The organism is Achromobacter pestifer (assembly GCF_013267355.1).
Classification (GTDB): Bacteria; Pseudomonadota; Gammaproteobacteria; order Burkholderiales; family Burkholderiaceae_B; genus Achromobacter; species Achromobacter pestifer_A.
In genome coordinates, this window is record NZ_CP053985.1 from 6,321,702 (window position 1) to 6,342,011 (window position 20,310).

Annotated in this window: 20 protein-coding genes; 10 read left to right on the forward strand and 10 right to left on the reverse strand. The window is 66.0% G+C overall.

Features of this window, described 5'->3' with window-relative positions; translation table 11 throughout:
* Positions 1-65: 65 nt before the first annotated feature.
* Both FOC84_RS29815 and FOC84_RS29820 read right to left on the reverse strand, forming a co-directional pair.
* On the reverse strand, positions 66-698 hold the full coding sequence (locus FOC84_RS29815; protein ID WP_173148670.1) for a class I SAM-dependent methyltransferase: 633 nt from the start codon (positions 696-698) through the stop codon (positions 66-68).
* Positions 699-946: 248 nt separating this feature from the next.
* Positions 947-3,361 (reverse strand): penicillin acylase family protein, encoded by a 2,415-nt coding sequence (locus tag FOC84_RS29820; RefSeq protein WP_254242054.1) that lies wholly within the window; start codon positions 3,359-3,361, stop codon positions 947-949.
* A 299-nt stretch (positions 3,362-3,660) separates the two neighbouring features.
* Here FOC84_RS29820 and FOC84_RS29825 point away from each other — a divergent pair, with 299 nt between their 5' ends.
* The 7 genes from FOC84_RS29825 to FOC84_RS29855 all read left to right on the forward strand — a co-directional run bounded on the left by FOC84_RS29825 (position 3,661) and on the right by FOC84_RS29855 (position 8,928).
* Entirely contained in the window at positions 3,661-4,869 is a 1,209-nt protein-coding gene (locus tag FOC84_RS29825; protein ID WP_173148674.1) for an amino acid ABC transporter substrate-binding protein, read from the forward strand.
* Positions 4,870-4,887: 18 nt separating this feature from the next.
* Complete coding sequence (locus FOC84_RS29830; protein WP_173148676.1) at positions 4,888-5,751, forward strand: branched-chain amino acid ABC transporter permease; 864 nt, start codon at positions 4,888-4,890, stop codon at positions 5,749-5,751.
* A complete protein-coding gene (locus tag FOC84_RS29835; protein WP_173148678.1) occupies positions 5,748-6,695 on the forward strand; it encodes a branched-chain amino acid ABC transporter permease in 948 nt (315 codons plus the stop codon). The genes FOC84_RS29830 and FOC84_RS29835 overlap by 4 nt, the downstream gene beginning before the upstream one ends.
* Positions 6,692-7,426 carry an ABC transporter ATP-binding protein gene (locus FOC84_RS29840; RefSeq protein ID WP_173148680.1) on the forward strand — a complete coding sequence of 245 codons (735 nt, stop codon included), beginning with the start codon at positions 6,692-6,694 and terminating at the stop codon, positions 7,424-7,426. Before FOC84_RS29835 ends, FOC84_RS29840 begins: the two co-directional genes overlap by 4 nt.
* Positions 7,423-8,145 (forward strand): ABC transporter ATP-binding protein, encoded by a 723-nt coding sequence (locus FOC84_RS29845; RefSeq protein WP_173148682.1) that lies wholly within the window; start codon positions 7,423-7,425, stop codon positions 8,143-8,145. The genes FOC84_RS29840 and FOC84_RS29845 overlap by 4 nt, the downstream gene beginning before the upstream one ends.
* 144 nt (positions 8,146-8,289) lie before the next feature.
* Positions 8,290-8,697, forward strand: a complete 408-nt coding sequence (locus FOC84_RS29850; RefSeq protein ID WP_173148684.1) for a hypothetical protein — start codon at positions 8,290-8,292, stop codon at positions 8,695-8,697.
* A 9-nt stretch (positions 8,698-8,706) separates the two neighbouring features.
* Entirely contained in the window at positions 8,707-8,928 is a 222-nt protein-coding gene (locus tag FOC84_RS29855) for a YMGG-like glycine zipper-containing protein (RefSeq protein ID WP_013393765.1), read from the forward strand.
* Between the two features lie 51 nt (positions 8,929-8,979).
* On the opposite strand, the gene FOC84_RS29860 is transcribed toward FOC84_RS29855, so the two are convergent.
* The 4 genes from FOC84_RS29860 to FOC84_RS29875 are packed head-to-tail and all read right to left on the reverse strand — an operon-like array spanning position 8,980 to position 12,856.
* On the reverse strand, positions 8,980-9,792 hold the full coding sequence (locus FOC84_RS29860; RefSeq protein WP_173150506.1) for an SDR family NAD(P)-dependent oxidoreductase: 813 nt from the start codon (positions 9,790-9,792) through the stop codon (positions 8,980-8,982).
* 14 nt (positions 9,793-9,806) lie between these two features.
* Entirely contained in the window at positions 9,807-10,547 is a 741-nt protein-coding gene (locus FOC84_RS29865; protein ID WP_254241819.1) for an SDR family NAD(P)-dependent oxidoreductase, read from the reverse strand.
* A gap of 22 nt (positions 10,548-10,569) precedes the next feature.
* Positions 10,570-11,901 carry an MFS transporter gene (locus FOC84_RS29870; protein WP_173150510.1) on the reverse strand — a complete coding sequence of 444 codons (1,332 nt, stop codon included), beginning with the start codon at positions 11,899-11,901 and terminating at the stop codon, positions 10,570-10,572.
* Positions 11,902-11,923: 22 nt separating this feature from the next.
* Positions 11,924-12,856, reverse strand: coding sequence for an alpha/beta hydrolase (locus FOC84_RS29875; RefSeq protein WP_438800852.1), 933 nt, complete (start codon positions 12,854-12,856; stop codon positions 11,924-11,926).
* Positions 12,857-13,029: 173 nt separating this feature from the next.
* Here FOC84_RS29875 and FOC84_RS29880 point away from each other — a divergent pair, with 173 nt between their 5' ends.
* A complete protein-coding gene (locus tag FOC84_RS29880; protein ID WP_173148688.1) occupies positions 13,030-13,932 on the forward strand; it encodes a LysR family transcriptional regulator in 903 nt (300 codons plus the stop codon).
* 42 nt (positions 13,933-13,974) lie between these two features.
* Here the strand turns inward: FOC84_RS29880 and FOC84_RS29885 are convergent, their stop codons facing one another.
* Positions 13,975-14,652, reverse strand: a complete 678-nt coding sequence (locus FOC84_RS29885; RefSeq protein ID WP_173148690.1) for a hydrolase — start codon at positions 14,650-14,652, stop codon at positions 13,975-13,977.
* A 143-nt stretch (positions 14,653-14,795) separates the two neighbouring features.
* Here FOC84_RS29885 and FOC84_RS29890 point away from each other — a divergent pair, with 143 nt between their 5' ends.
* Positions 14,796-15,701, forward strand: coding sequence for a LysR family transcriptional regulator (locus tag FOC84_RS29890; RefSeq protein ID WP_173148692.1), 906 nt, complete (start codon positions 14,796-14,798; stop codon positions 15,699-15,701).
* On the opposite strand, the gene FOC84_RS29895 is transcribed toward FOC84_RS29890, so the two are convergent.
* The 3 genes from FOC84_RS29895 to FOC84_RS29905 all read right to left on the reverse strand — a co-directional run bounded on the left by FOC84_RS29895 (position 15,698) and on the right by FOC84_RS29905 (position 19,382).
* Entirely contained in the window at positions 15,698-16,633 is a 936-nt protein-coding gene (locus FOC84_RS29895; RefSeq protein ID WP_173148694.1) for a VOC family protein, read from the reverse strand. The two genes, FOC84_RS29890 and FOC84_RS29895, sit on opposite strands and share 4 nt — an antisense overlap.
* Positions 16,634-16,662: 29 nt before the next feature.
* Positions 16,663-18,462 (reverse strand): FAD-dependent monooxygenase, encoded by a 1,800-nt coding sequence (locus FOC84_RS29900; RefSeq protein WP_173148696.1) that lies wholly within the window; start codon positions 18,460-18,462, stop codon positions 16,663-16,665.
* 80 nt (positions 18,463-18,542) lie between these two features.
* The gene (locus FOC84_RS29905) at positions 18,543-19,382 is read right to left on the reverse strand and encodes a fumarylacetoacetate hydrolase family protein (protein ID WP_173148698.1); all 840 of its coding nucleotides are present in this window, start codon (positions 19,380-19,382) and stop codon (positions 18,543-18,545) included.
* A 207-nt stretch (positions 19,383-19,589) separates the two neighbouring features.
* Between FOC84_RS29905 and FOC84_RS29910 the strand changes: the two genes are divergently transcribed.
* Positions 19,590-20,309 carry a GntR family transcriptional regulator gene (locus FOC84_RS29910; RefSeq protein WP_173148700.1) on the forward strand — a complete coding sequence of 240 codons (720 nt, stop codon included), beginning with the start codon at positions 19,590-19,592 and terminating at the stop codon, positions 20,307-20,309.
* The last annotated feature ends 1 nt before the right edge of the window (position 20,310 follow it).

Here is a 20,310-nt window from a genome sequence, read left to right on the forward strand (position 1 = left end):
ATTTGCAATACCCTGCCCTAGCCCATTTGGCTAGGGCGAACCCTAGCCGCGCCCGCCGGACCGGCCTAGACCTGCCGGACCAGGCTGTACACCGAGGCGGGCGGGAGATTCAGCGGCACGAACCCGACTTTGCGCGCCCGCAGGCCGCAGGCCTCGAGCACGCCCGCGGAGATGGGACACCGTACCCCATAGGTGAAAAGCGCCATCGATCCCTCCGCCGGCAGCGCGTCGAACACGGCGGCCAGCAACTGATGATGATGCGCCGGGCTCATGTTGCGCAGCGGCAAGCCGCAAATGGCGGCACTGATCCCATCGAGTTCCGGATGGCTCTTGCGGCAGAGCTCCTGCGCCGGCACCTGCAACACCGCCGCTTCCGGGAACTGCATGCGCAGGCTGGAACTCATGGCCGAATCCTGCTCGACCAGCACCAGGCTGGCCGGATCCACGCCCCGGCGCAGCATTTCGCGGGTAAAGACACCCGTGCCGCAGCCCAGCTCCAGGACTTTGCCCGCGCCTAGCGGGATGCCGGCGGTAATGGCCGCCGCCAGCGCCGGGCCGGACGGCGCCACCGCGCCTATGGCCGCGGGGTTGGACAGCAGCGCCTTGACGAACTGGGCGCGTTCCTGCAGCCAGCCCATGGGTGAGCGGTTCGCAGGCTGGCGTGGAATGGCGGTTTTGTAGGATTGCGTGGAATGCATGGGGCCTCAGTCTCCTGGATCGGGAATGCCTTGCGACCTCGAAACCATAACTGCGTCAGGCCGTGCGCGCCCGCAACCGTCGGTAAGCACCCTTGTCAATTCGGTCTCTAAAGGCATGCCCGCCGTGTCCGCACCCGACCACACGCAGAGAGTTTACGTTGCATAACGCTCTCTGCGCTGCGTCATTGCGCCGCTCGATCAGCGGGACTCGCTGATCGAACGGCGCTCCACGGGCGGCCTGGCCTGAATCAGCGCGGCGCCGGACGCAGATTCAAGGTGCCGGCCTTCTCGCTATCCACCTTGGCGCGGCTGAACGCCATGGGGAAATACTCGCCCGTTGCCCAGTCCTTGAGCAGGTTCTGGTAGTACGGGCTGCGCGGGTCGGCGGACTGTCCTGGCACGTTCTGCATGCGCGAGTTATCCCAGTTGGCCACGTCTATCACCTGGCGGTACGACGCGCCGCTGGTCTGGCGGAAATCGCTGGCGCGGAAGGTGGCGCGATGGACCGTATCGTTGTCGCCGCTGACCGGGTAGCGCGGCGTGCCATAGGCATTGGCGGTGGCCTCGGGCAGCAGGCTGGCCAGGCTGTGCTCGAACTGGATGTGATGCAGCTTGCCCCACTGCCACTGCGAGGAGTCCGGCCCCAGCTTGGCGCGCAGCTTCTGCAGGCCGTCGTTCAGCGCCTGCAGCAGCAACGCATCGCGGCCCTGCTGCGGTTGCGGACCGAAAGCGCTGTCCGGCGAGGCCAGCTTCTCCAGCGTTTTGGCGGTGGACAGATTGCCGAATACAGCGCGGCCGTTGGCGGGAACATAGAGCTCGGACACGCGTTTGACCACCTCGGGCAGCCAGAACTCGTAGACGGTAGCGGTGCGCGACTCCGTTTCCACGCGGGCATCCCAATCCTTGAGCATGCTCAGGGCCTGCGCCGTCGCGGGATCGGCCGAGTTCAGCGACTTGGCGTAGCCTACCAGCGTGCGCGCCGGGATGGACAGGTTGTCGTACTGCAGCGCCTGCGAGTTCTGCACCGTCTGGCCTTTGCTGTTGGCCAGCACTTCGCGTATGCGCTGCACGCGATAGGGTTCGGCCCAGGTGCGGGCGGACATGTCCTTGTAGCGATAGTCGGCCGGCAGGTTGTACTCGTTGGCGGTGGCGAAGTAGCCTTCGGGCGGGTTGTAGGCGCGGGGCAGCGCGCTGCCCGGCAGAATGCCGCGCCATTCGAACTCGCCGTTGCCGGGCACGGGCAGCATGCCGGACCAGTCGGCGCGCGGACGTATCGGCGCGATGCTGCCGCCGAACCAGCCGATGTTGCCGTCCACGTCGGCATACACCATGTTCTCGCTGGGCGTGTAGTGCTTCTCCATGCCGGCGACGAACTCGTTCCAGTTCTGCGCCTGGTTCAGCCGCAGGCTGGCCAGATAGGCCGCGGTCCCCGGGAATTCCAGGTAGGCCGCGCGCAAGGCGTAGGCCTTGCGCCGCACCGGATCCACGTATATCACCGGACCGTGCCGGGTGAACTTCAACTGCCGCACCGCCGCGGCCTGCCCGCGCACCGGAATCGATTCATCGACCTGCCGCATCTTCTCCCAGCGGCCGTTGTAGCGGTACTCGTCGGGCTTGGCCGGGTTGGTGTCGTAGACGTACAGGTCTTCCTCGTCGCCAAAGGCGAAGATCGTCAGCCCGAAGGCGATGCGGTCGTTGTGTCCCATGGACACGCCGGGCAGCGCCGGTTCGCCCGCGCCGATCACGTTCCAGCCCGGCGCGTTCAGATGCACCATGTAGCGCAGCGACGGCATGGTGATGGACCGGTGCGGATCGCCGGCGAGGATGGGCTTGCCGGTGGCCGTGTGCTGGCCGGCTATGGTCCAGTTGTTGCTTTCGTAGCGGGTCGCCATGGGGTCGAACGCCGGGTCCAGCGACGCCAGCAGGTTGGCCGACAATTCGCGCGCCAGTTTGTCGCGGTCGGCGGCCGCGAGCGGGCTGCGCGGGAAGTCGGCGGCGACGAATTTCTGCCCGTTGCGCGCCAGGTTGTAGTCCCCCAGGACTTTGCTGTCGACATCGCGCACGTCCAGTCCGGCAGGCACCTGCAGCGCCAGGGGCGGCTCGAAGGTGCTGAGTCCCTGCACGGTGTTCAGGCCCAGCGCCGCGACGCGTTGCGCCATGCGGACCTCTTCGCTGAGATTGCGGGTCAGGCCGTAGATGCGGATGAGCGAGGTCTCGGGACTCCAGTAGCCGGGCTGCGTGCCGGTCAGCTTGAATTCGGGCGGCATCTGCTCGGGATTTGCCTTGACCCAATCGATATAGGCGTTGATGCCCGCCGCGAAGGACGTCAGGATCGCCTTGCCCTGCGGATGGTAGCTGGCGAACTCGGCCTGCATGTCGCCGCGGTAGAGGAACAAGCGGGCCGCGCGGTCCTGTTCGACGAAGCGCGGGCCGAACTGTTCGGCCATCTTGCCCTCGCCCTGGCGGCGCCAGAGGTCGAGCTGCCAGAGGCGGTCGCGCGCCGCGTTGAAGCCTTGGGCGAAGAACAGATCGTCCTGGTTCTGCGCGTAGATGTGGGACACCCCGTGGCGGTCACGCACGATCTCCACGGGCTGGGACAGCCCCTTCATATCGACGGTTTCTTTCTTGCCTCCGGGCGACGCGCAGCCTGCCAGCACTGCCATGAGCCCGCTCGCCAGGAATGCCGCGGCCCTGCGATTGAACGTACGCATTGACTCCTCCTCGGGTTTATTTGTCTTCTAATTGGCTGCCGGGCATCGAGGGTCATGCCGCCCAATGCGACAGTCAGGGCCGCTCCAGGCCCTCGCCATATGTACAACCAAATCGGCCCGCCGTGGAACGCTGTTTCATTTGATCAGCTTAGTCAGAATATGTAACCAGCGCCGGGACATGCCGAGGTTCAGGTAGACGTAAACGCATGGGCAGAGAATGGACTGCATAAGAACTTGCAGGAGACAACATCATGTCTCGGAGACTATTGCTTGCCCTGCCCGTCCTGGCGCTGGCCTTGTACAGCGCCGCCGCGGCAGCGGCGCCGGCGCCCGACATCCTGCTGGGCGCGTCCGTGCAGCTCACCGGCCCCGTCGCCAATACCGGGCGCTATTACCGCGATGCCTACCAGATGGCGGTGGACCAGATCAACGCCGCTGGCGGCGTGAAGATCGGCGCCGAAACGCGCAAGCTGGCGCTCAAGATCTACGACAACCAGTCGGACGTCAATCTGAGCGTGCGGCAGTACACGCAGCTCGTGACGCAGGACAAGGCCAATCTGCTGCTGGGGCCCTTCGCCAGCAATTTCGCGCTGGCCGACTCGGCGGTCTCGGAAAAATACAAGGTTCCCATGGTCCAGGGCGGCGGCGCCTCGGATCAGATCTTCTCGCGCAAATTCAAGTACATCTTCGGCACGCTGGCGCCAGCCAGCAACTACTTCGGCAGCACCGTGGAAATGCTGAAGACGCTCAAGCCCGCGCCGGCCAGCGTGGCCTTGCTTTACGCGGATGACGCCTTCGATGTCTCGGTGGCCCAGGGCACCCGCCCGCTGCTGAAATCCGCAGGACTGCCCATCGCGATGGACGAGCGCTACAGCACCAATGCCACCGACTTCAACTCGCTGCTGTCGCAGATCAAGAGCAAGAACGTGGATGCGGTGCTGGTGGCGGGCCACGAAACCGAGATCCTGAATTTCGTGCGCCAGGCCAAGAGCCTGGCCGTCGCGCCCAAGATGTATTCCTTCACCGTCGGCGTGCCGTCGGAGGATTTCCGCAAGGCGCTGGGACGCGACGCGGACTACGCCTTCGGCATGACCGCCTGGCTGCCTTCGGCCGCGTTGAAGGACCGCTGGTTCGGCGACGCGGAGCAGTTCGCCCGCGCCTACAAGGCCAAGTTCGGCTATGACCCGGACTACCACGCCGCATCCGGCGTGGCCGACGTCGAAGCGCTGGTCTACGCCATGGAAAGCGCCGGCAGCGCCAACCCGCAGAAGGTGCGCGATGCCCTGGCCAAGATCAAGTTCGACAGCCTGTACGGCCCCGTCGCCTTCAACGCCCAAGGGCAGATCGACCTGCCTCAAGTGGTGATCCAGGTGCAGGATGGCGGCCTGGCCGAGATCTACGGCGCCAAGGGCTACATCACCCAGCCCAAGTACCCCATGCCGGCCTGGAACGCCCGCTAGGGGCTTGGGGAGGACACGATGGATCTGCTCGCGCAAATCCTCGTCAACGGCATCCTGCTGGGCGGACTGTATGCCGTGATGGCGCAAGGCCTGGCGCTGGTCTGGGGAGTGCTGAACATCGTCAACCTGGCGCACGGCGCGTTCATCATGCTGGGTTCGTACGCGTCCTGGTACCTGTACAACGATGCGGGCATCGATCCCTTCCTGGGTTTGCCCTTGACGGCCGCCGCCATGTTCCTGCTGGGCTACGCCCTGCAGCGCGGCCTGCTCAACCTGGTGGTGCGGGCGCCCATGTTCAATACGCTGCTCATTACTTTCGGCCTGGAGGTCGTGCTGACCTATCTGGCGCAGCTGGCGTTTTCGGCCGACTTCCGCACCATCAATCCGCCCTACGCCGGCGACAGCTACACGCTGGGCCCCGTCACCCTGCCCGTGGCGCGGCTGGCCGCCTTTGGCGTGGCCCTGGCCATTACGCTGGGCATGTGGCTGTTCCTGTTGCACAGCCGCCTGGGCCGCGCCATCCGCGCCACCGCGCAGAACCTGGTGGCGGCCAGGCTCTATGGCGTGGAGCCGCGCCACCTGTACGCGGTGACGTTCGGCCTGGGGCTGGCGCTGGCGGGCGCCGCGGGCGGCCTGTACGGCACGGTCTCGCAGATCAACCCCTACATCGGCGCCACGCTGACCGCGAAATGCTTCGCCATCTCCATCATCGGCGGCCTGGACAATCCGCTGGGCGTGATGGTGGGCGGCCTGTTCCTGGGCATCGTGGAATCGCTGACCACGCTGTACGTCGGGCCGACCTACGCCGACGTGGCGAGCTTCGGCATCCTGGTGCTGGTGCTGCTGATCAGGCCCAGCGGCCTGTTGGGCAGAGCGGCATGAACGCGCCGCGCGCGCTGCTGGCATTGCTGGCGCTGGCCGTGATGGCAGGCGTGCCCTGGTATGGCTCGGACGTGCTGGTGCAGTTCGGCATCAACACGCTGTTGCTGGCGGTGCTGGCCCAGGGTTGGAACATCATCGGCGGATACGCCGGCTACGCGTCCTTCGGCAATTCGGTCTTCTACGGCCTGGGCAGCTACGGCGTGGCCATCGCCATGGCGCAATGGGAACTGCCCTTTGCCGCCGGGCTGGCGCTGGGCGCCGCGCTGGCCGTGGTTTTCGCCGTGGTGCTGGGACTGCCCGTGTTGAGGCTGCGCGGCCACTACTTCGCCATCGCCACCCTGGCGCTGGCGCAGGTCATGACGGCCATCGTCTCCAACATCGGGCTGGCCGGGCAGAACATCGGCCTGGTGCTCCCGCCCCTGAACAACGATACGCTGTTCTACGAGCTGGCCTTGGGCCTGCTGACGCTGGCCACGCTTACCATCGCCTGGCTCACACGCAGCCGCTTCGGCTTCGGCCTGATCGCGATCCGCGAGAACGAAGAAGGCGCGGCCGTGATGGGCGTGAACACCACGCTGTACAAGGTGGCGGCGTTCACGATCTCGGGCGTGTTCAGCGCCTTGGCCGGCGGCATACATGCCTACTGGATCACCTTTCTCGATCCGGAGAGCGCCTTCGACATCAGCCTGAATGTAAAGATGATCATCATGGCCGTGTTCGGCGGCGCCGGCACCGTGCTCGGCCCGGTGGTGGGCGCGTTCTCGCTGTCGGCCATTTCGGAGCTGCTGTCCAGTGAAATCACCAGCGTGGCGGGCCTGTTCTTCGGCGCGGTGATCGTCGCGGCGGTGGTGCTGATGCCGCGCGGGCTGGCCGACTTGCTGCGGCACGCGCGCAAGTCGGGCTGGCGTTATTTCGTCGACAACATACGGGCTCACCGGCTATGAGCGCGATCCTGGACGTGCGCAACGTGACTCGGCGCTTCGCCGGGCTGGTAGCCGTGAATCAGGTCAGTTTCACGCTGGCCGAAGGTGAAATCCTTGGTCTGATCGGCCCCAACGGCGCCGGCAAGACCACGTTGGTCAGCCTGATCAGCGGCACGCTCGCGCCGACGGAGGGTCAAATCCTGTTCCAGGACAGGCCGATAGGCGGATTGCCGGCCTACCGCCGCGCGCGCCTGGGCATAGGGCGCACCTTCCAGATCATGCGGCCCTTCCCCGGCCTGTCGGTGCTGGACAATGTGGCGGTGGGCGCCTTGTTCGGCCACGGCGGCGGCCAGCCCAAGCTGGCGCTGGCGCGCGAGCAAGCCCGTGCCTGCCTGGACTTCGTCGGCCTGGGCCACGCCGCGGACCAGCGCGCCGACGAGCTGGGCGGTCCCGGCCGCAAGCGGCTGGAACTGGCCAAGGCCCTGGCCATGCAGCCCAAGGTATTGCTATGCGACGAGGTCATGGCCGGGCTCAATCTGGTCGAGATCGACGAGGTCATCGAGATCATCCGCAAGGTCCGCGCCAGCGGCATCAGCGTGCTGGTGATCGAGCACGTCATCAAGGCGATCAAGAGCCTGTCGGACCGGCTGCTGGTGCTGCATCACGGCGAAAAGATCGCGGACGGCGCGCCCGACGAGGTGCTGGCCGATCCCAAGGTGGTGCAGGCCTATCTGGGCAAGAGACGCGCATGAACGACGCCGACGCCCCGCTCTTGAAGGTGGAAGGACTGAACGCCGGCTATGGCGAACTGCCGGTGCTGCGCGACATTGCGCTCGAGGTCCGCCGCGCCGAGATCGTGGCGCTGGTAGGCAGCAATGGCGCAGGCAAGACCACTCTGCTGCGGGCCCTGTCGCGGGTGCTGCCCTGCACCGGCAGCATCGTGATGGACGGCCGCCAGTTGTCGCGCGCCAGGCCGGACGAGGCCTTCGCCTGCGGCATGGTGCAGGTGCCGGAGGGACGCCAGCTGTTCGATCGCATGACCGTGCAGGACAACCTGCTCATGGGCGCTTACCGCCGCAGCGGCAAGGCGGCCATCGCGCGCGACCTGGACCGCGTCTACGCCTACTTTCCGCGGCTGTCGGAACGGCGCCGCCAGCTCGCCGGCAGCATGTCCGGCGGCGAACAGCAGATGTGCGCCATGGCGCGCGCGCTGATGGCGGCGCCTGCGCTCATGATGATCGACGAGATGAGCCTGGGCCTGGCGCCGGTGGTGGTCGAGCAGTTGATGGAGGTGCTGGCCGGTATCCGCCAGGAAGGCGTCACGGTACTGCTGGTGGAGCAGGACATCCACCTGGCGCTGACGGGCGCCGACCGCGGCTATGTGATGGAAACCGGCCGCATCGCGCTTTCCGGTCCGGCGCAATCGCTGCTGTCCGATCCCAAGGTGCGCCAGGCCTATCTCGGGATCTGAATACGCCCGCGGCGCCTCTTGCGCCGGCCTGCTTTCGAGCCTACATTGATTGTTGTCGCCCGCCGCCAGGCCCTTGCAAGCGCGCGGCGCGTATGGCGTCACTGGGTTGTTTTTTTGTCTTTTGTTCCTCCAAGGAGCGATGCGATGAAAGTGAAACACCTGTTAGGCCCGGCAGCGCTCGCGCTGTCTTTGCTGGTCGCCGCGCCGGCGGTGGCGGCGCCTACCGATCCGGCGCCCATCATCACCGGGAAGCAATGGACGGAGTCCGACGCGAATCTGAAGAAGGCCTACCTCCTGGGCATGGCGAACCTCATCCAGGTGGAGCAAGCCTATCAGCAGCGCCGCGCGCCGGCTGACAATCAGACGCTGATCCCGCGTTTCGCCAAGGGCTTGCAAAGCCATACGCTCGATTCCGTGCGCGAACGGCTGGATAGCTGGTACGCGGCCAATCCGACCCGGATGGACCGGCCCGTGGTCGAAACGCTCTGGTTCGAAATCGTCGCGCCCGCGGCGCCGGCCACGCCGGCCGCTCCCGCCAAGCGCGCCCGCTAGGAGTCCACCATGAAAGTCATCCGATCAATCGCCATAGGCCTCATGATGGGGTCGCTGGTTGCCTGCACCAACATGAGTTCCAAGCAGCAAGGCACGCTGTCGGGCGCAGCCATCGGCGCCGCGGCCGGCGCGGGCATTGCCGCCATCGCAGGCGGCAGCGGCTGGACCGGGGCCGCCATCGGCGCCGCCGCTGGCGGCATTGCCGGCAATATCTACGGCGACAAGCACTAAACCCCTGCCTGTGCGCAGTGACCAGTCCCGGGCCCAGGCCCGGGACTGCGGCTACAGATTGCCGGTGGACTTGCCGATCCGCCAGTAAACGCCCCCGCCCGTCATGCCGCCGTCGACCGGCAGGTCCGCGCCCGTAATGAACGACGCCTCCGGCCCCAGCAGGAACATCACCGCCGCCGCGATCTCGTCGGCGTCCGCGCCGCGCGACAAGGGCGTCGCGTCGCGGTTGCCTTCGTAGAACAGGCGCGCCCGTCCGGCGTCATGCACGGCATTGGGCTGCATGATCATGGGCGTTTCCACCAAGCCCGGGCATACCGTGTTGACGCGTATGCCGCGACCAGCCAGTTCCAGCGAAGCTGCCCGCGTCAGGCCGCGCAAGGCCCACTTGCTGGCGGTGTAGGCCGCGCTGAAGTATCCGGTAAGGCCGGCGGTCGAAGACGTATTGACGATGGCCGCGCCCTCGGGCATCAGCGCGGCGAGGTTGCGGATCGCGAGGAACGGCCCGTCCAGATTGATGTCCAGCAGGCGCCGCCATTCCGCATGCGTGGTTTCGGTCACCGTCTTGCGCAGGGTCACGCCCGCGTTGTTGACCAAGCCGTAGAGCGGCACGCCGCCCTGCGCAATCTCTTCGGCCAGCGCCAGCCAATCGGATTCGCGGGCCACGTCCGCCACCCGGATGCGCAACCGTTCGGCGTGGGCGCCCGCCGCGTTGCGCAGCTCCGCCCAGGTGGCGTCGCCTTCGGGCAGGACGTCCAGCGCATAGACGGTTGCGCCCGCCTGCAGCAGGCGCAACGCCTCGGCCGCGCCCTGCCCCCTGGCCGCGCCTGTCACGACGGCCGCCTTGCCGTTCCACCAGGATGCCATGTCCTTGTCCGTCCTCATGTCTTGGAGACTCCGCCGTCGACCATCAGCACGTGGCCGGTGACATAGGCTGACGCCTGCGAGGCCAGGTATAGCGCCGCGTCGGCAATCTCCGAGGGCTGGCCGACGCGCCGCGCAGGCAGGCGTTCGACGTATTCGGCATAAGTGGCGGCGTCGGCGTGCATCCAGCTGCTCATCGGCGTTTCGATGAATCCGGGCGCGATGGCGTTGACGCGCAGCCCCTTGGGGCTCCATTCCAGCGCCAGGCACTGGGTCAGATGGGCCACGCCGGCCTTGGCGGCCGCGTAGTCGGCGCAGTTCGGGCGCGGCTTGACGCCGGCATAGCTGGACAGGTTGATGATGGCGCCTCTGCCTTGCGCGATCATGTGGCGCGCGGCCGCCTGGGCGCCGAAGAACGTGCCCTTCAAGTTGATGTCCATGGTGCGCTGCCACGCGGCCTCGTCCAGGTCCATGGCGGGCATGCGGGCCATGAAGCCGGCGTTGTTGACCCACACGTCCAGCGCGCCGTATTGGGCGGCCACGGCGTCGGCCAGCTCGCGCACCGCCTGCGCTTGCGTGACGTCCAGCTGGCGGCAATCGGCGTCCACGCCGGACAGCGCTGCCAGCTCCAGGTCGGTGGCGACCACGGTCGCCCCCTGCTGGCGGAACGCCGCCGCCATGGCGCGCCCGATGCCGCCCCCGGCGCCGGTGACAACTGCGATTTTCCCTGCCAGATCCGGATAGTTCATTTTGCTCATGTGATGATCGAAAGATTGAAGTTCAGTTGAATGCCGCGCGCTTGGCGGTCTTGTTGCCCACGGCGTCGCCGGCTTCCTCGCCCGGCAGGCGGATGTCGTTCAGATCCATGCCCGCCGTTTCCTTGATGAGGAAGGCGCCGGCAAAGGCCATCAGCCCCAGCGCCCCCACATAGGCCGTGTAGACCCAGTCCAACCCCTGGGCGCCCAGCCACGCATTGATGTAGGGCGCGGTGCCGCCGAAGATCGCGACCGACAGCGAGGAAATGAAGCCCACGCCCATGGCGCGCGCGCCGGTGGGCACCTGCTCGGCCACCACGGCCGGGAAGATCGCCGCCAGCAGCGCCCAGACCAGCAAGCCGATCAATTGCCCCACGAACAGCGTCCAGGGCTGGTCGGTCACGATGTGCGATACCGGAAACACCGCCAGCGCCACGCCCAGGCCAAAGGCCATCACCATGGGCTTGCGGCCGTAGCGGTCCGCCAGCCAGCCGCAGACCGGCAGCCACAACAGGCACACCAGCTGCGCGATCAGGCTGGCCGTGTAGGCGCCCGCCGGATCCATGCCCTTGGTCGCGATGGCCGTGGCCGGCGCGAAGGTGACCCAGGTGTAGTAGGTGGCGTTGGACGCCGCGGCGATCATCACGATGTTGCGGGCGATTTTCAAAGCCTGAATGGCCGACACTTTCTGCGCGCCGCCCTGCTCCGTCCTGTGCTCGAACACCTCGCTCTCGCTGGCGCTGCGGCGCAGGAACAGCGCGTAGACGCCCAGCAGCGCGCCCACGCCGAAGCCCACGCGCCAGCCCCAGGCCTCCATCGCCGGCTTGCCCAGCCAGGAAGTCAGCAAGGCCGCCAGCGCGGTCGCGGCCATGACGCCGATGGTGACGCTGACGAACACCGAACTGGACCACAGCCCGCGTTTGGCCGGCGGCGCGATTTCGGCAACATAGGTATAGGCCACGCCAGACTCGCCGCCGTGCGCCAGCCCCTGCATCAGGCGGCAGACGAACAACAGCACCGAGGCCAGCACCCCGGCCTGCTCATAGGTCGGCAGCAGCGCGATCGCCAGGCTGGTCAGGGCCAGCAGGCACATGGTCAGGACCAGCGTGAACTTGCGGCCGTAGCGGTCGCCGATGCGGCCGAACAGCCAGCCGCCGATCGGCCTCGCCAGGAATCCGCCGGCGAACACGGCCAGCGTGGCCAGCAGCGCAGAACCGCGGTCGGACGGGTCGAACAGGTTCATGGCCAGGTAGGCCGAGAACGTGCCGTACAAGGTCCAGTCGAACCATTCCAGGGCGTTGCCCACGGCCGCCGCGCGCAGCGAAGCCTGGCGGCGTTGGCGGTCCTGTGTCTCCATCATTATTGTCGTCGTCATGTTCTTATCCGTGCTGGTCTTGGCCGAGGTGCTGCGCGAACCAATTGGCCGCCGCGCTGCTGGTGCGTTCGAAATGTTCCGTATAGACCGAGTAATGGCCGCCAGGCAGCAGCAGCAATTCCTTGGGCTGGTGCGCCGCGTTGAACGCGTCCTGCTGCAGGTCAGCGGGCGTCAGGCCGTCGCCCGTGGCGACGATCATCAGGAGCGGCGTGGGCGCGATGCGGCGCACGTACATGCCCGGCTCATAGGCGCGCGCCAGTTCCAGCGAACGCAGCGTGACTTCGTTGACCCAGCTCGGGCAACGGCGCGCTTCCCCGGTCATGTAGTTGTAGGAATCCGGGCCCGGATACGCGACCGCCGCATCGGGATCGGCGTCGACCATGCGCAGCGTTACCGGCGGCTGGCCCGCGTCGCGCGCCTCGCGGTCGGATTCGAAGGCGGCCTGCAGCGCCTGCGCCTTGTCGTAGCGCACGCGCCGTTGCGCCGCCGAGTAACCGCTGGTGGTGGGAACCTGGCTGACCACGCACTTGACGCGCCGGTCGATGGCGGCAACCGTCAGCGCATGACCGCCGCTATAGCTGCTGCCCCAGATGCCAATGCGCTCGCGGTCCACTTCAGGACGCTGGCGCAGATAGGAAATGGCCGAGCGGAAATCCTGGATCTGCCGCTGTGGATCGATCTCCTGGCGCGGCATGCCTGCGCTGCGGCCGAGATTGCGGAAGTCAAAGGTCAGCGCCGCCAGGCCCCGGGCCACCACTGCGGCGGCGTACTCTTCCAGGTCGCCGCCGGCGACCATGGACCAGCCGTGCGCGAGCGCGACCGCGCCGACCGGGCCACTGGCGTGTTCCGGCCGGTAGAAGGTCCCGCGCACCAAATCCCCTTCAACCAGGAATTCAATCGGCTCTGCCGATCCTTTAGGGCCTGATCGTTCTGGCATAGATGGACTCATGCCTGTCTCCTTATCGCTCATCAATGAGCTAAGCTTTTGTGAACAGGTCGAATTCTGCCCTTCGGGCCAGGCGCGAACAAGCGCTATTATTCACACTATTAATCGGCAATTCCGATTGTTTTAAGAACAACGATTACGCACCCCGCCGGTGCCCCGGAGCCATGGATCTACGCCAATTCGATTGCTTTCTGGCTGTCGCGGACAAGCTGCATTTCGGCCGCGCGGCGGAAACGCTGCACATGAGCCAGTCCTCTGTCTCGGAGGCGGTCAAGGCGCTGGAAAAAACGCTGGGCGCCCCCTTGTTCGAGCGCAGCAGCCGCCGGGTCGCGCTGACGCCGCTGGGGGTAACCCTGAAGCTGGGCGCCGGACCGGCCGTCATCATGCTGAAAGCCGCGCTGGACGACTGCAAGCGCCAAGCTGCGGGCAAGGCGCGCCATCTGCGCATCGGCTTTCTCGGCGGCGGCTTCTACGAGCTATACCGCCCGCTGGTCTCGGAATTCAAGGCGGCGCATCCCAACGTGGAGCTGGAGTTCGTGGAACTGACCTACGTCACCCACTACGCGGCGGTGGCCGACGGTTCGGTCGATATCGCGTTCTGCCGTTTGCCGCTGGGCGCGGACGGCCTGTGCCATGGGCCCATCGTGCTGCGGGACCAGCGCATGCTGTGCGTTCCGCTGGATCACCCGTTTGCCGGGGCGACGCTGCTGGACCCCGAACTGCTGGCCGAGGAACGGCTGGTGCGCATGGTGCCGGGATCGGTCAACCAGGAGTGGCAGGACTACCACTTTCCCCGCCACACCCCTAAGGGCAAGCCCATCGGCGACGGCCCGGTGGTGCGCACGATCCGCGAGGGCATCGCGGCCGTGAACACGCGCGAGGGCCTGTTGATGCTGACCAAGCGCGCTGCCAGCTATTACGCCACGCCCGAGATCGCGTTCGTGGAAATAGACCTGCCCGCCATGCCCTCGGCGCTGGTCAGGCGGGTGGACGACCACCGGCCCATCCTCCAGGAACTGGAAGCCTTGCTGCTGCGCATCGCCGAGCGGCATGGGGTGGCAGCCTGAGCCGGACCGCGAGGCCCGGACCGCCACTTTTATCAAAGCGGATCAGCGCTGCGAATCCAGCACTTCGTTTTTCTTCACCACTTCCTGCGCCTTGGAGTAGCTCTCGATCAGCAGCTGGTAGGCCGGGAACACCTTGGTATAGACCTCGGCCCACTGCATGGCGTCTTCGCGGTTCCAGGTCTTCTGCAGCTCGGAGGCCACGGCGGCGGTGTCCATCGGCACCACCCCGGCCTGCACCACGCGCGCCAGCGTGATTTCCTGCGCCATCTTGGTATAGGTGCCCGAGGCGTCGATCACCGCGAATACCTTGTAGCCGGCGGCGACCGCGCTGATGGCCGGAAACGCCATGCACACGCTGGTGATGGTGCCGGCGATGATGAGCGTCTTGCGGCCGGTGGCCTTTACCGCCGCGACGAACTCGGGATTGTCCCAGGCGTTGATCTCGCCCTTGCGCGCAATGTATTGCGCATGCGGCGCGTTGGCGTGGATCTCGGGAATCAGCGGACCGTTCGGGCCTTGCGGCACGGAAGCCGTGGTGATGACAGGCATCTTGGCCAACGTGGCCATCGACGCCAGCGCGCCGGCGCGGGCGCGCAATTCAGGCATGGGCATGTCGCCCACGGTCTGGAACAGGCCGCTCTGGTGGTCGATCAGCAGCATGACGGCGTCGTCGGCATCGATGACGGGGCGCTGGCCGTTGAAGTTGGCGGGTGCGGACATGGAGTACTCCTAATTTGAAAAGTCGACGGCACTGTTGCCGAATCACAAGCCTGATGGCTGCACAAATATTAAAAATAGAACAAAATTGGCGGAAGACCGATTTTTTGCTATCAGAGTTCTATTTTTTGAACTAAAGGCGCGACATGCAGGATCTCAACGACCTTTTCTATTTTGTGCAGACCGTGGAGCACCAGGGTTTCGCACCCGCCGGGCGCGCGCTGGGGATGCCGAAATCCCGCCTCAGCCGCAGGCTGGCGCTGCTGGAGGAACGGCTGGGCGTGCGGCTCATCCAGCGCTCTACCCGCCACTTCATGGTCACCGACATCGGCCAGACCTACTACGAGCGCTGCAAGGCGATGCTGGCCGAAGCCGAGGCCGCCCAGGAAGTGATCGACGCGGCCCAGGTCGAACCGCGCGGCGTGATCAAGCTGACCTGCCCCATCGCCCTGCTGCACACCCATGTGGGCGGCATGCTCGCGGACTTCATGCTGAAGTACCCGCGCGTCGTCATCCAGCTCGAAGCCACCAACCGCCGGGTCGACGTGCTGGGAGAAGCCGTGGACGTGGCGATCCGCGTGCGCCCGCCTCCGCTGGAAGACAGCGAGCTGGTCATGCGCGTGCTGTCGGACCGGGGGCAGAGCCTGGTGTCCAGCCCCGCACTGGCGGCCGAATGCGGGCTACCAGCAAGCCCGGACGACCTCGGCGCCTGGCCAAGCCTGGCGCTCGGCGCGCCCAACCAGGCCTATCGCCTGGAGCTGTACAAGCAGGACGGCCAGCAGGCCACGGTATCTCTCGCCCCCAGGATGATCACCACCGACATGATCGCGCTGCGCAACGCGGCAGTGGCCGGCGTGGGCGTGGTGCAGCTGCCCACCATGATGGTGCGGGAACAGCTGCAAGCGAGACAACTGGTCCGCCTGCTGCCGGACTGGGCGCCGCGCCGCGAACTGATCCATGCCGTATTCCCGTCGCGGCGCGGCCTGCTGTCGTCGGTACGGGCACTGGTGGATTATCTGGCGGAGCGCTTCGGCAAGCCGCATGAAGACTAGCCGGTGTTGCTGATGAAGTACTCAGGCATCTCCGGTCCCCACATGTAGAGCGCATCCTCTGGCGGATAGTCCCCTGCCGGCCAATCGTATCCCGCCGGCACGTAGTCGATGTGGGCAGAGTATTCCCAGAACGATCCCCAGGGATCGCGCACGTAGTAGAAGTAGTTCGAACCCAGCGTGTGGCGCGCCACGCCCCAGCCCTCCGGATAGCCGGCGGCCCGCATCTGCTCGGAGCCGCTGCCGACCTCTTCGATGCCCGGCACGTCCCAGGCGCTATGGTGCCAGCCCGGCGCGCGGTCCTGCACAAAGGCCAGCAGATGATGGTCCGAGCCGTGCCTCCCGTGCATGAAGGCGACAATATCGCGCGAGCGATCCGACAGGTACAAGCCCAAAGCCTGGGCGTAGAACGCCAGGCTGCGCTCCAGATCCGTGGTGAAGAGCAGCACGTGGGACAGCCGCGTCGGACTGACCGCGGCCCTTGCGGACCGGCCCAGCGCACCCCGCTGGCCAGGCGCGATTTGCACGCAGGCATTGCGACTCTTGGTATGGGGCGTGGTCTTGGGCCCCGCCTTGATCTGCAGCAGATTTCCGTCGGGGTCCAGGCACCAGAAACCCTCGCCTGCTGCCGCGGGGCTCTGGGCCCCCGCCGGCCGTGCGCCCTGGGCATAGGCCTGCGCCTTGATTGCCTCGAACTCGTCGCCGTGACAGTTCAGGCTCAGGTACGCCAGGCGCTTGGAGCCTTCGCCCACGATGCGCGCCCAGCAATGCTCGTCGCCCGCGCAGCGCAATTCCAGCCCGCCGGCGTTCGGCCGGACGTCCAGGCCGAACGCCGTCAGGAATTTCGCGGCTTCCGCCAGATCGGGCACGATCAGGGCGAAATGATCGATGGAATGCACCCCGTAGCGCGCGGCGTTGGCTTTGTTGAAGGACATGGCTCGTTCTCCCTTGGAACAGTGTCCGCTCAAGACAAGGCGGCTTCAGTCACGGCGCGCGCGCCAAGGCTGGCGCGGGCCTGCCGGCCCAGTACGCCTTGCAAGGCGTCCAACAACTCCGCCGCCGCCTGACGCTCCTCAGGCACGGCATGCTTGCGCCAGGCCACATGGCGGTCCGGGCGCACCAGCAGGCAGCCCGACTCCGACACTTCCCGCAGCCGCGCCCAGTCGCCGTAGATGTCCAGCACCTCGCAACCCGCCCCTATGCTGTACACCGGAAGGTCGATGCCCAATACGCTGGCGGCTTGCGCTGCAGCCGTGCGCCAAACCTGGTCCGTACGCCCAACCAGCAGGGCGAAGCACCCGTGCCCGGCCAGATCCAGCGTGGAAATCCGGCGTTGCCCCTGCTCCACCCAGGCATGCGGCAAGGACGCGCCCGGGAAGGTCGTGGCCTGATGATAGAGCTCACTATCGCGCTCGGACGGCCGGCTCGCGCTGCCATCAGGCACGATGGCCGAAGAGGCATACATCTGGCCGAGTTCGACGCCATGGCAGTTGAATTGGTAATTCTGCAACGCCACGGCTGCGTCCAGCTGCCCGCGGCGCTCGCGGCCGCGGTCGCTGTCGCTGAAAAGCTCATCGAGATTGGCCCAGCCTTCCTGCGCCGACTGCCCCGGCGTGAAACCGATGGCATCAGCGATGGCCTTCATGTCATTCACGGACTTCATGGCCCGGTCCACCACACCGCGCGCGACGGGCTGGCGTTCCTGGGTGTACGTGTCGAGCAAGCCCGGGCCGGCCTGGCCCTTCAGGACCAAGGCAAGCTTCCACGCCAGGTTGAAACCATCCTGGATCGAGGTGTTGGTGCCAAGGCCGTTGGCCGGCGGATGGCGGTGCGCGGCATCGCCCGCCAGGAACACCCTGCCCTTGCCCATTTCGCGCGCGGCGATGTGGTTGATCTGCCATTTGTTGGCCGACTTCACTTTCACGGGAATGTCCGGCACCCCGATCACCGCGCGGGCGCGGGCCACGATGGCGTCCTCGCTCAGATCCGGCTCGCCCTTGGACTTGTCGTACATGGAGAGCATGATCCATTCGTTCCAGGGCCGCACGCAGACAAAAGTGCCGCTGCCAAACCAATAGCTGTTGCCCGGCTCGGCCATCCAGTAGAGTACGCCGGGGCGATGCTGCACATAGGGCGCCAGCTCCACTTCCAGCCAGCAGCTGATGGCCGCCCCCAGCCCCATTTCCCCGTCGAATTCGAAGCCCAGCTGTTTCGCCACCAAGCTGTTGCCGCCATCGGCGCCCACGGCGTACTGCGCTCGGACGCGGATTTCCTCGCCACTGATCGTGTCCACCATCTCGGCGACCACCCCGCCCGCATCCTGGCTGATGGTCTTGAGTTCGGTATTGAAAAGGAATTGCGCGCCGTGCTCGCGCGCCGCTGTCAGGATGATGGGCTCCAGCAGGTGCTGCGGAATATTGCACATGCCACAAGGGCTGGCCTTGTCGTAGTCTCCGCGCCGCTGGTCCCCGCCGCCCCAGGTTTGCAGACGCGCCAGCTCCTTGCCCGCAAAGCTCGTGGCCCAGACGTTGTTCAGCATCAGCGCGTTGGGCGTGGCCTGGGCCCGCACCCGGTCCTCGATACCCAGGTCGCGCATCACTTCGATGGTGCGCTGATTGGTAATGTGCGCTCGCGGCGAATTGGCGGTGCCCGGGTAACGCGTGATAGCCAGGGTCTGGATGCCGTACTTGGCCAGCAAGGCCGTCGCCGCCAAGCCTGCAGGCCCGGCCCCGACCACGAGGACGGGGATCTCGATTTCTTTCATGTCTCTCTCCAAATTCCTACCAGGACCGGTATGGCCGGCCTCTAGCGGTATCCAATAATGTTCTTACCCGGCGGCAGGCACTAACGCTCCAGGGAAATGGGGTTGCGCAGCGTGCCCACGCCTTCGATCGACACTTCGCAAACATCGCCGTCCTGCATCAGCAGGCGCGGCTCGCGCGCCCAACCCACGCCCGAAGGGGTGCCGGCAACGATGACATCGCCCGCTTCCAGCGTGAACGCTTCGCTCAATAGCGAAATCAAGGTGGCCACGTCGAAAACCATGTCGCGCGTATTGGCCGACTGCACCACCTTGCCGTTCAGCCTGGTTTCCAGCGCCAGGCCCGCGCCGCCCGGCGGCAGTTCGTCCGCGGTGACCAGCGCCGGGCCGAAACCGCCCGTGCCGTCGAAGTTCTTGCCGACGGTCCATTGGGGCGACTTGAACTGGTATTCGCGCACCGAACCGTCATTGAAGATCGAATAGCCCGCCACGTGCTTGAGCGCATCCTCCTTGCTGATGTAGCGGCCGCCTCCTGACAGCACCACGGCCATCTCGCCTTCGTAATCCAGGGAGTCGGACGACTTGGGACGGATCATGGGCTGTTCATGCGCGATCAGGCTGCTACTGAAGCGGTTGAACACCGTGGGGTACGCAGGCTGTTCGAATTTGCTTTCCGCGGTGTGATCGGAATAGTTCAAGCCGATACAGATGATCTTTCCAGGATTCGCCAATGGCGGCAGGTACTGGATTTCCTTCAGGGCGAAACGCTTTCCGGCCGGCGCACGTTCGCGTGCAAACGCAGGCAGGTCCGTTTTTTGACGCAGCAGGTCCAGCAGTTCATGCTGGCCGAGGCTGATCACCTGGTCGCCTTCCAGGATTCCGAGATACTGCCCGTTGCCATGGGAAAAGCGTATGAATTTCATGATGAGCTAGACGTCCTTGATGAGCGATGTAGCGCCGCGCCCGCGCGGCAGGCGCCGGGCCGGATGGGCGCTGCGGCGTGCCGGTCCATCCTGCAAATCAGTATAGGCATTTTTATCTACAAATCAATGAAAATATATATTTATGGATTTGTCGATTTTGACGCCCACGCGTAAAATTCCCATGCCCAACCCGGATCTGTTTCTTCCATGCCTCAACCGATCGCCGCCGACCACGCCCCAGGCCATGCCACGCAGCAACTCACGCAGGCGTCGGTGCTCACAGCCGCCATCCAGGAAGACATCATTGCCGGCCGGCTGCTGCCCGGCGCCAAGCTCAAGCTGAAGGAACTGGCGTTGCGCTACGGCACGGGTGTGAATCCGCTGCGCGAGGCTCTCTCGCGTTTGGCCACCACTGGCTTCGTCAATGCCGAGGATCAGCGCGGATTCAGCGTCAGCCGCACATCCCGCGAAGAACTGCTGGACATCACCCAAACCCGCCAACGCATCGAGTCCGACGCGTTGCGCGCCTCCATAGCGCACGGCGATATCGAATGGGAAGGCCGGGTGCTGGCTGCCCTGCACCGGCTGAACCGGCAACCGATGATGCTCACTGAGCCCGAAGGCCTGAATCCCGCTTGGGAAATCGCGCACGACGCCTTTCACGAGGCCTTGCTATCGGCCTGCCCCTCGCGTTGGAGCATGCGTTTTTCCCTGATCCTGCGCCAGCAGACTGCGCGGTATCGCAATCTTTCGGTCATGGGGCCGGCAGAGGCCGGCGCCCGCGACGTGCAAACCGAGCACGAAGCCATCGCCAAAGCCGCCCTCGCCAAGAATGCCGACCTGGCATGCGCCCTCCTGTCCGAGCATCTGCGCCTGACCACCGCGCTGGTGCTCGAACATGCCGAGCGTCTGGGGAATGCGCGCTAGC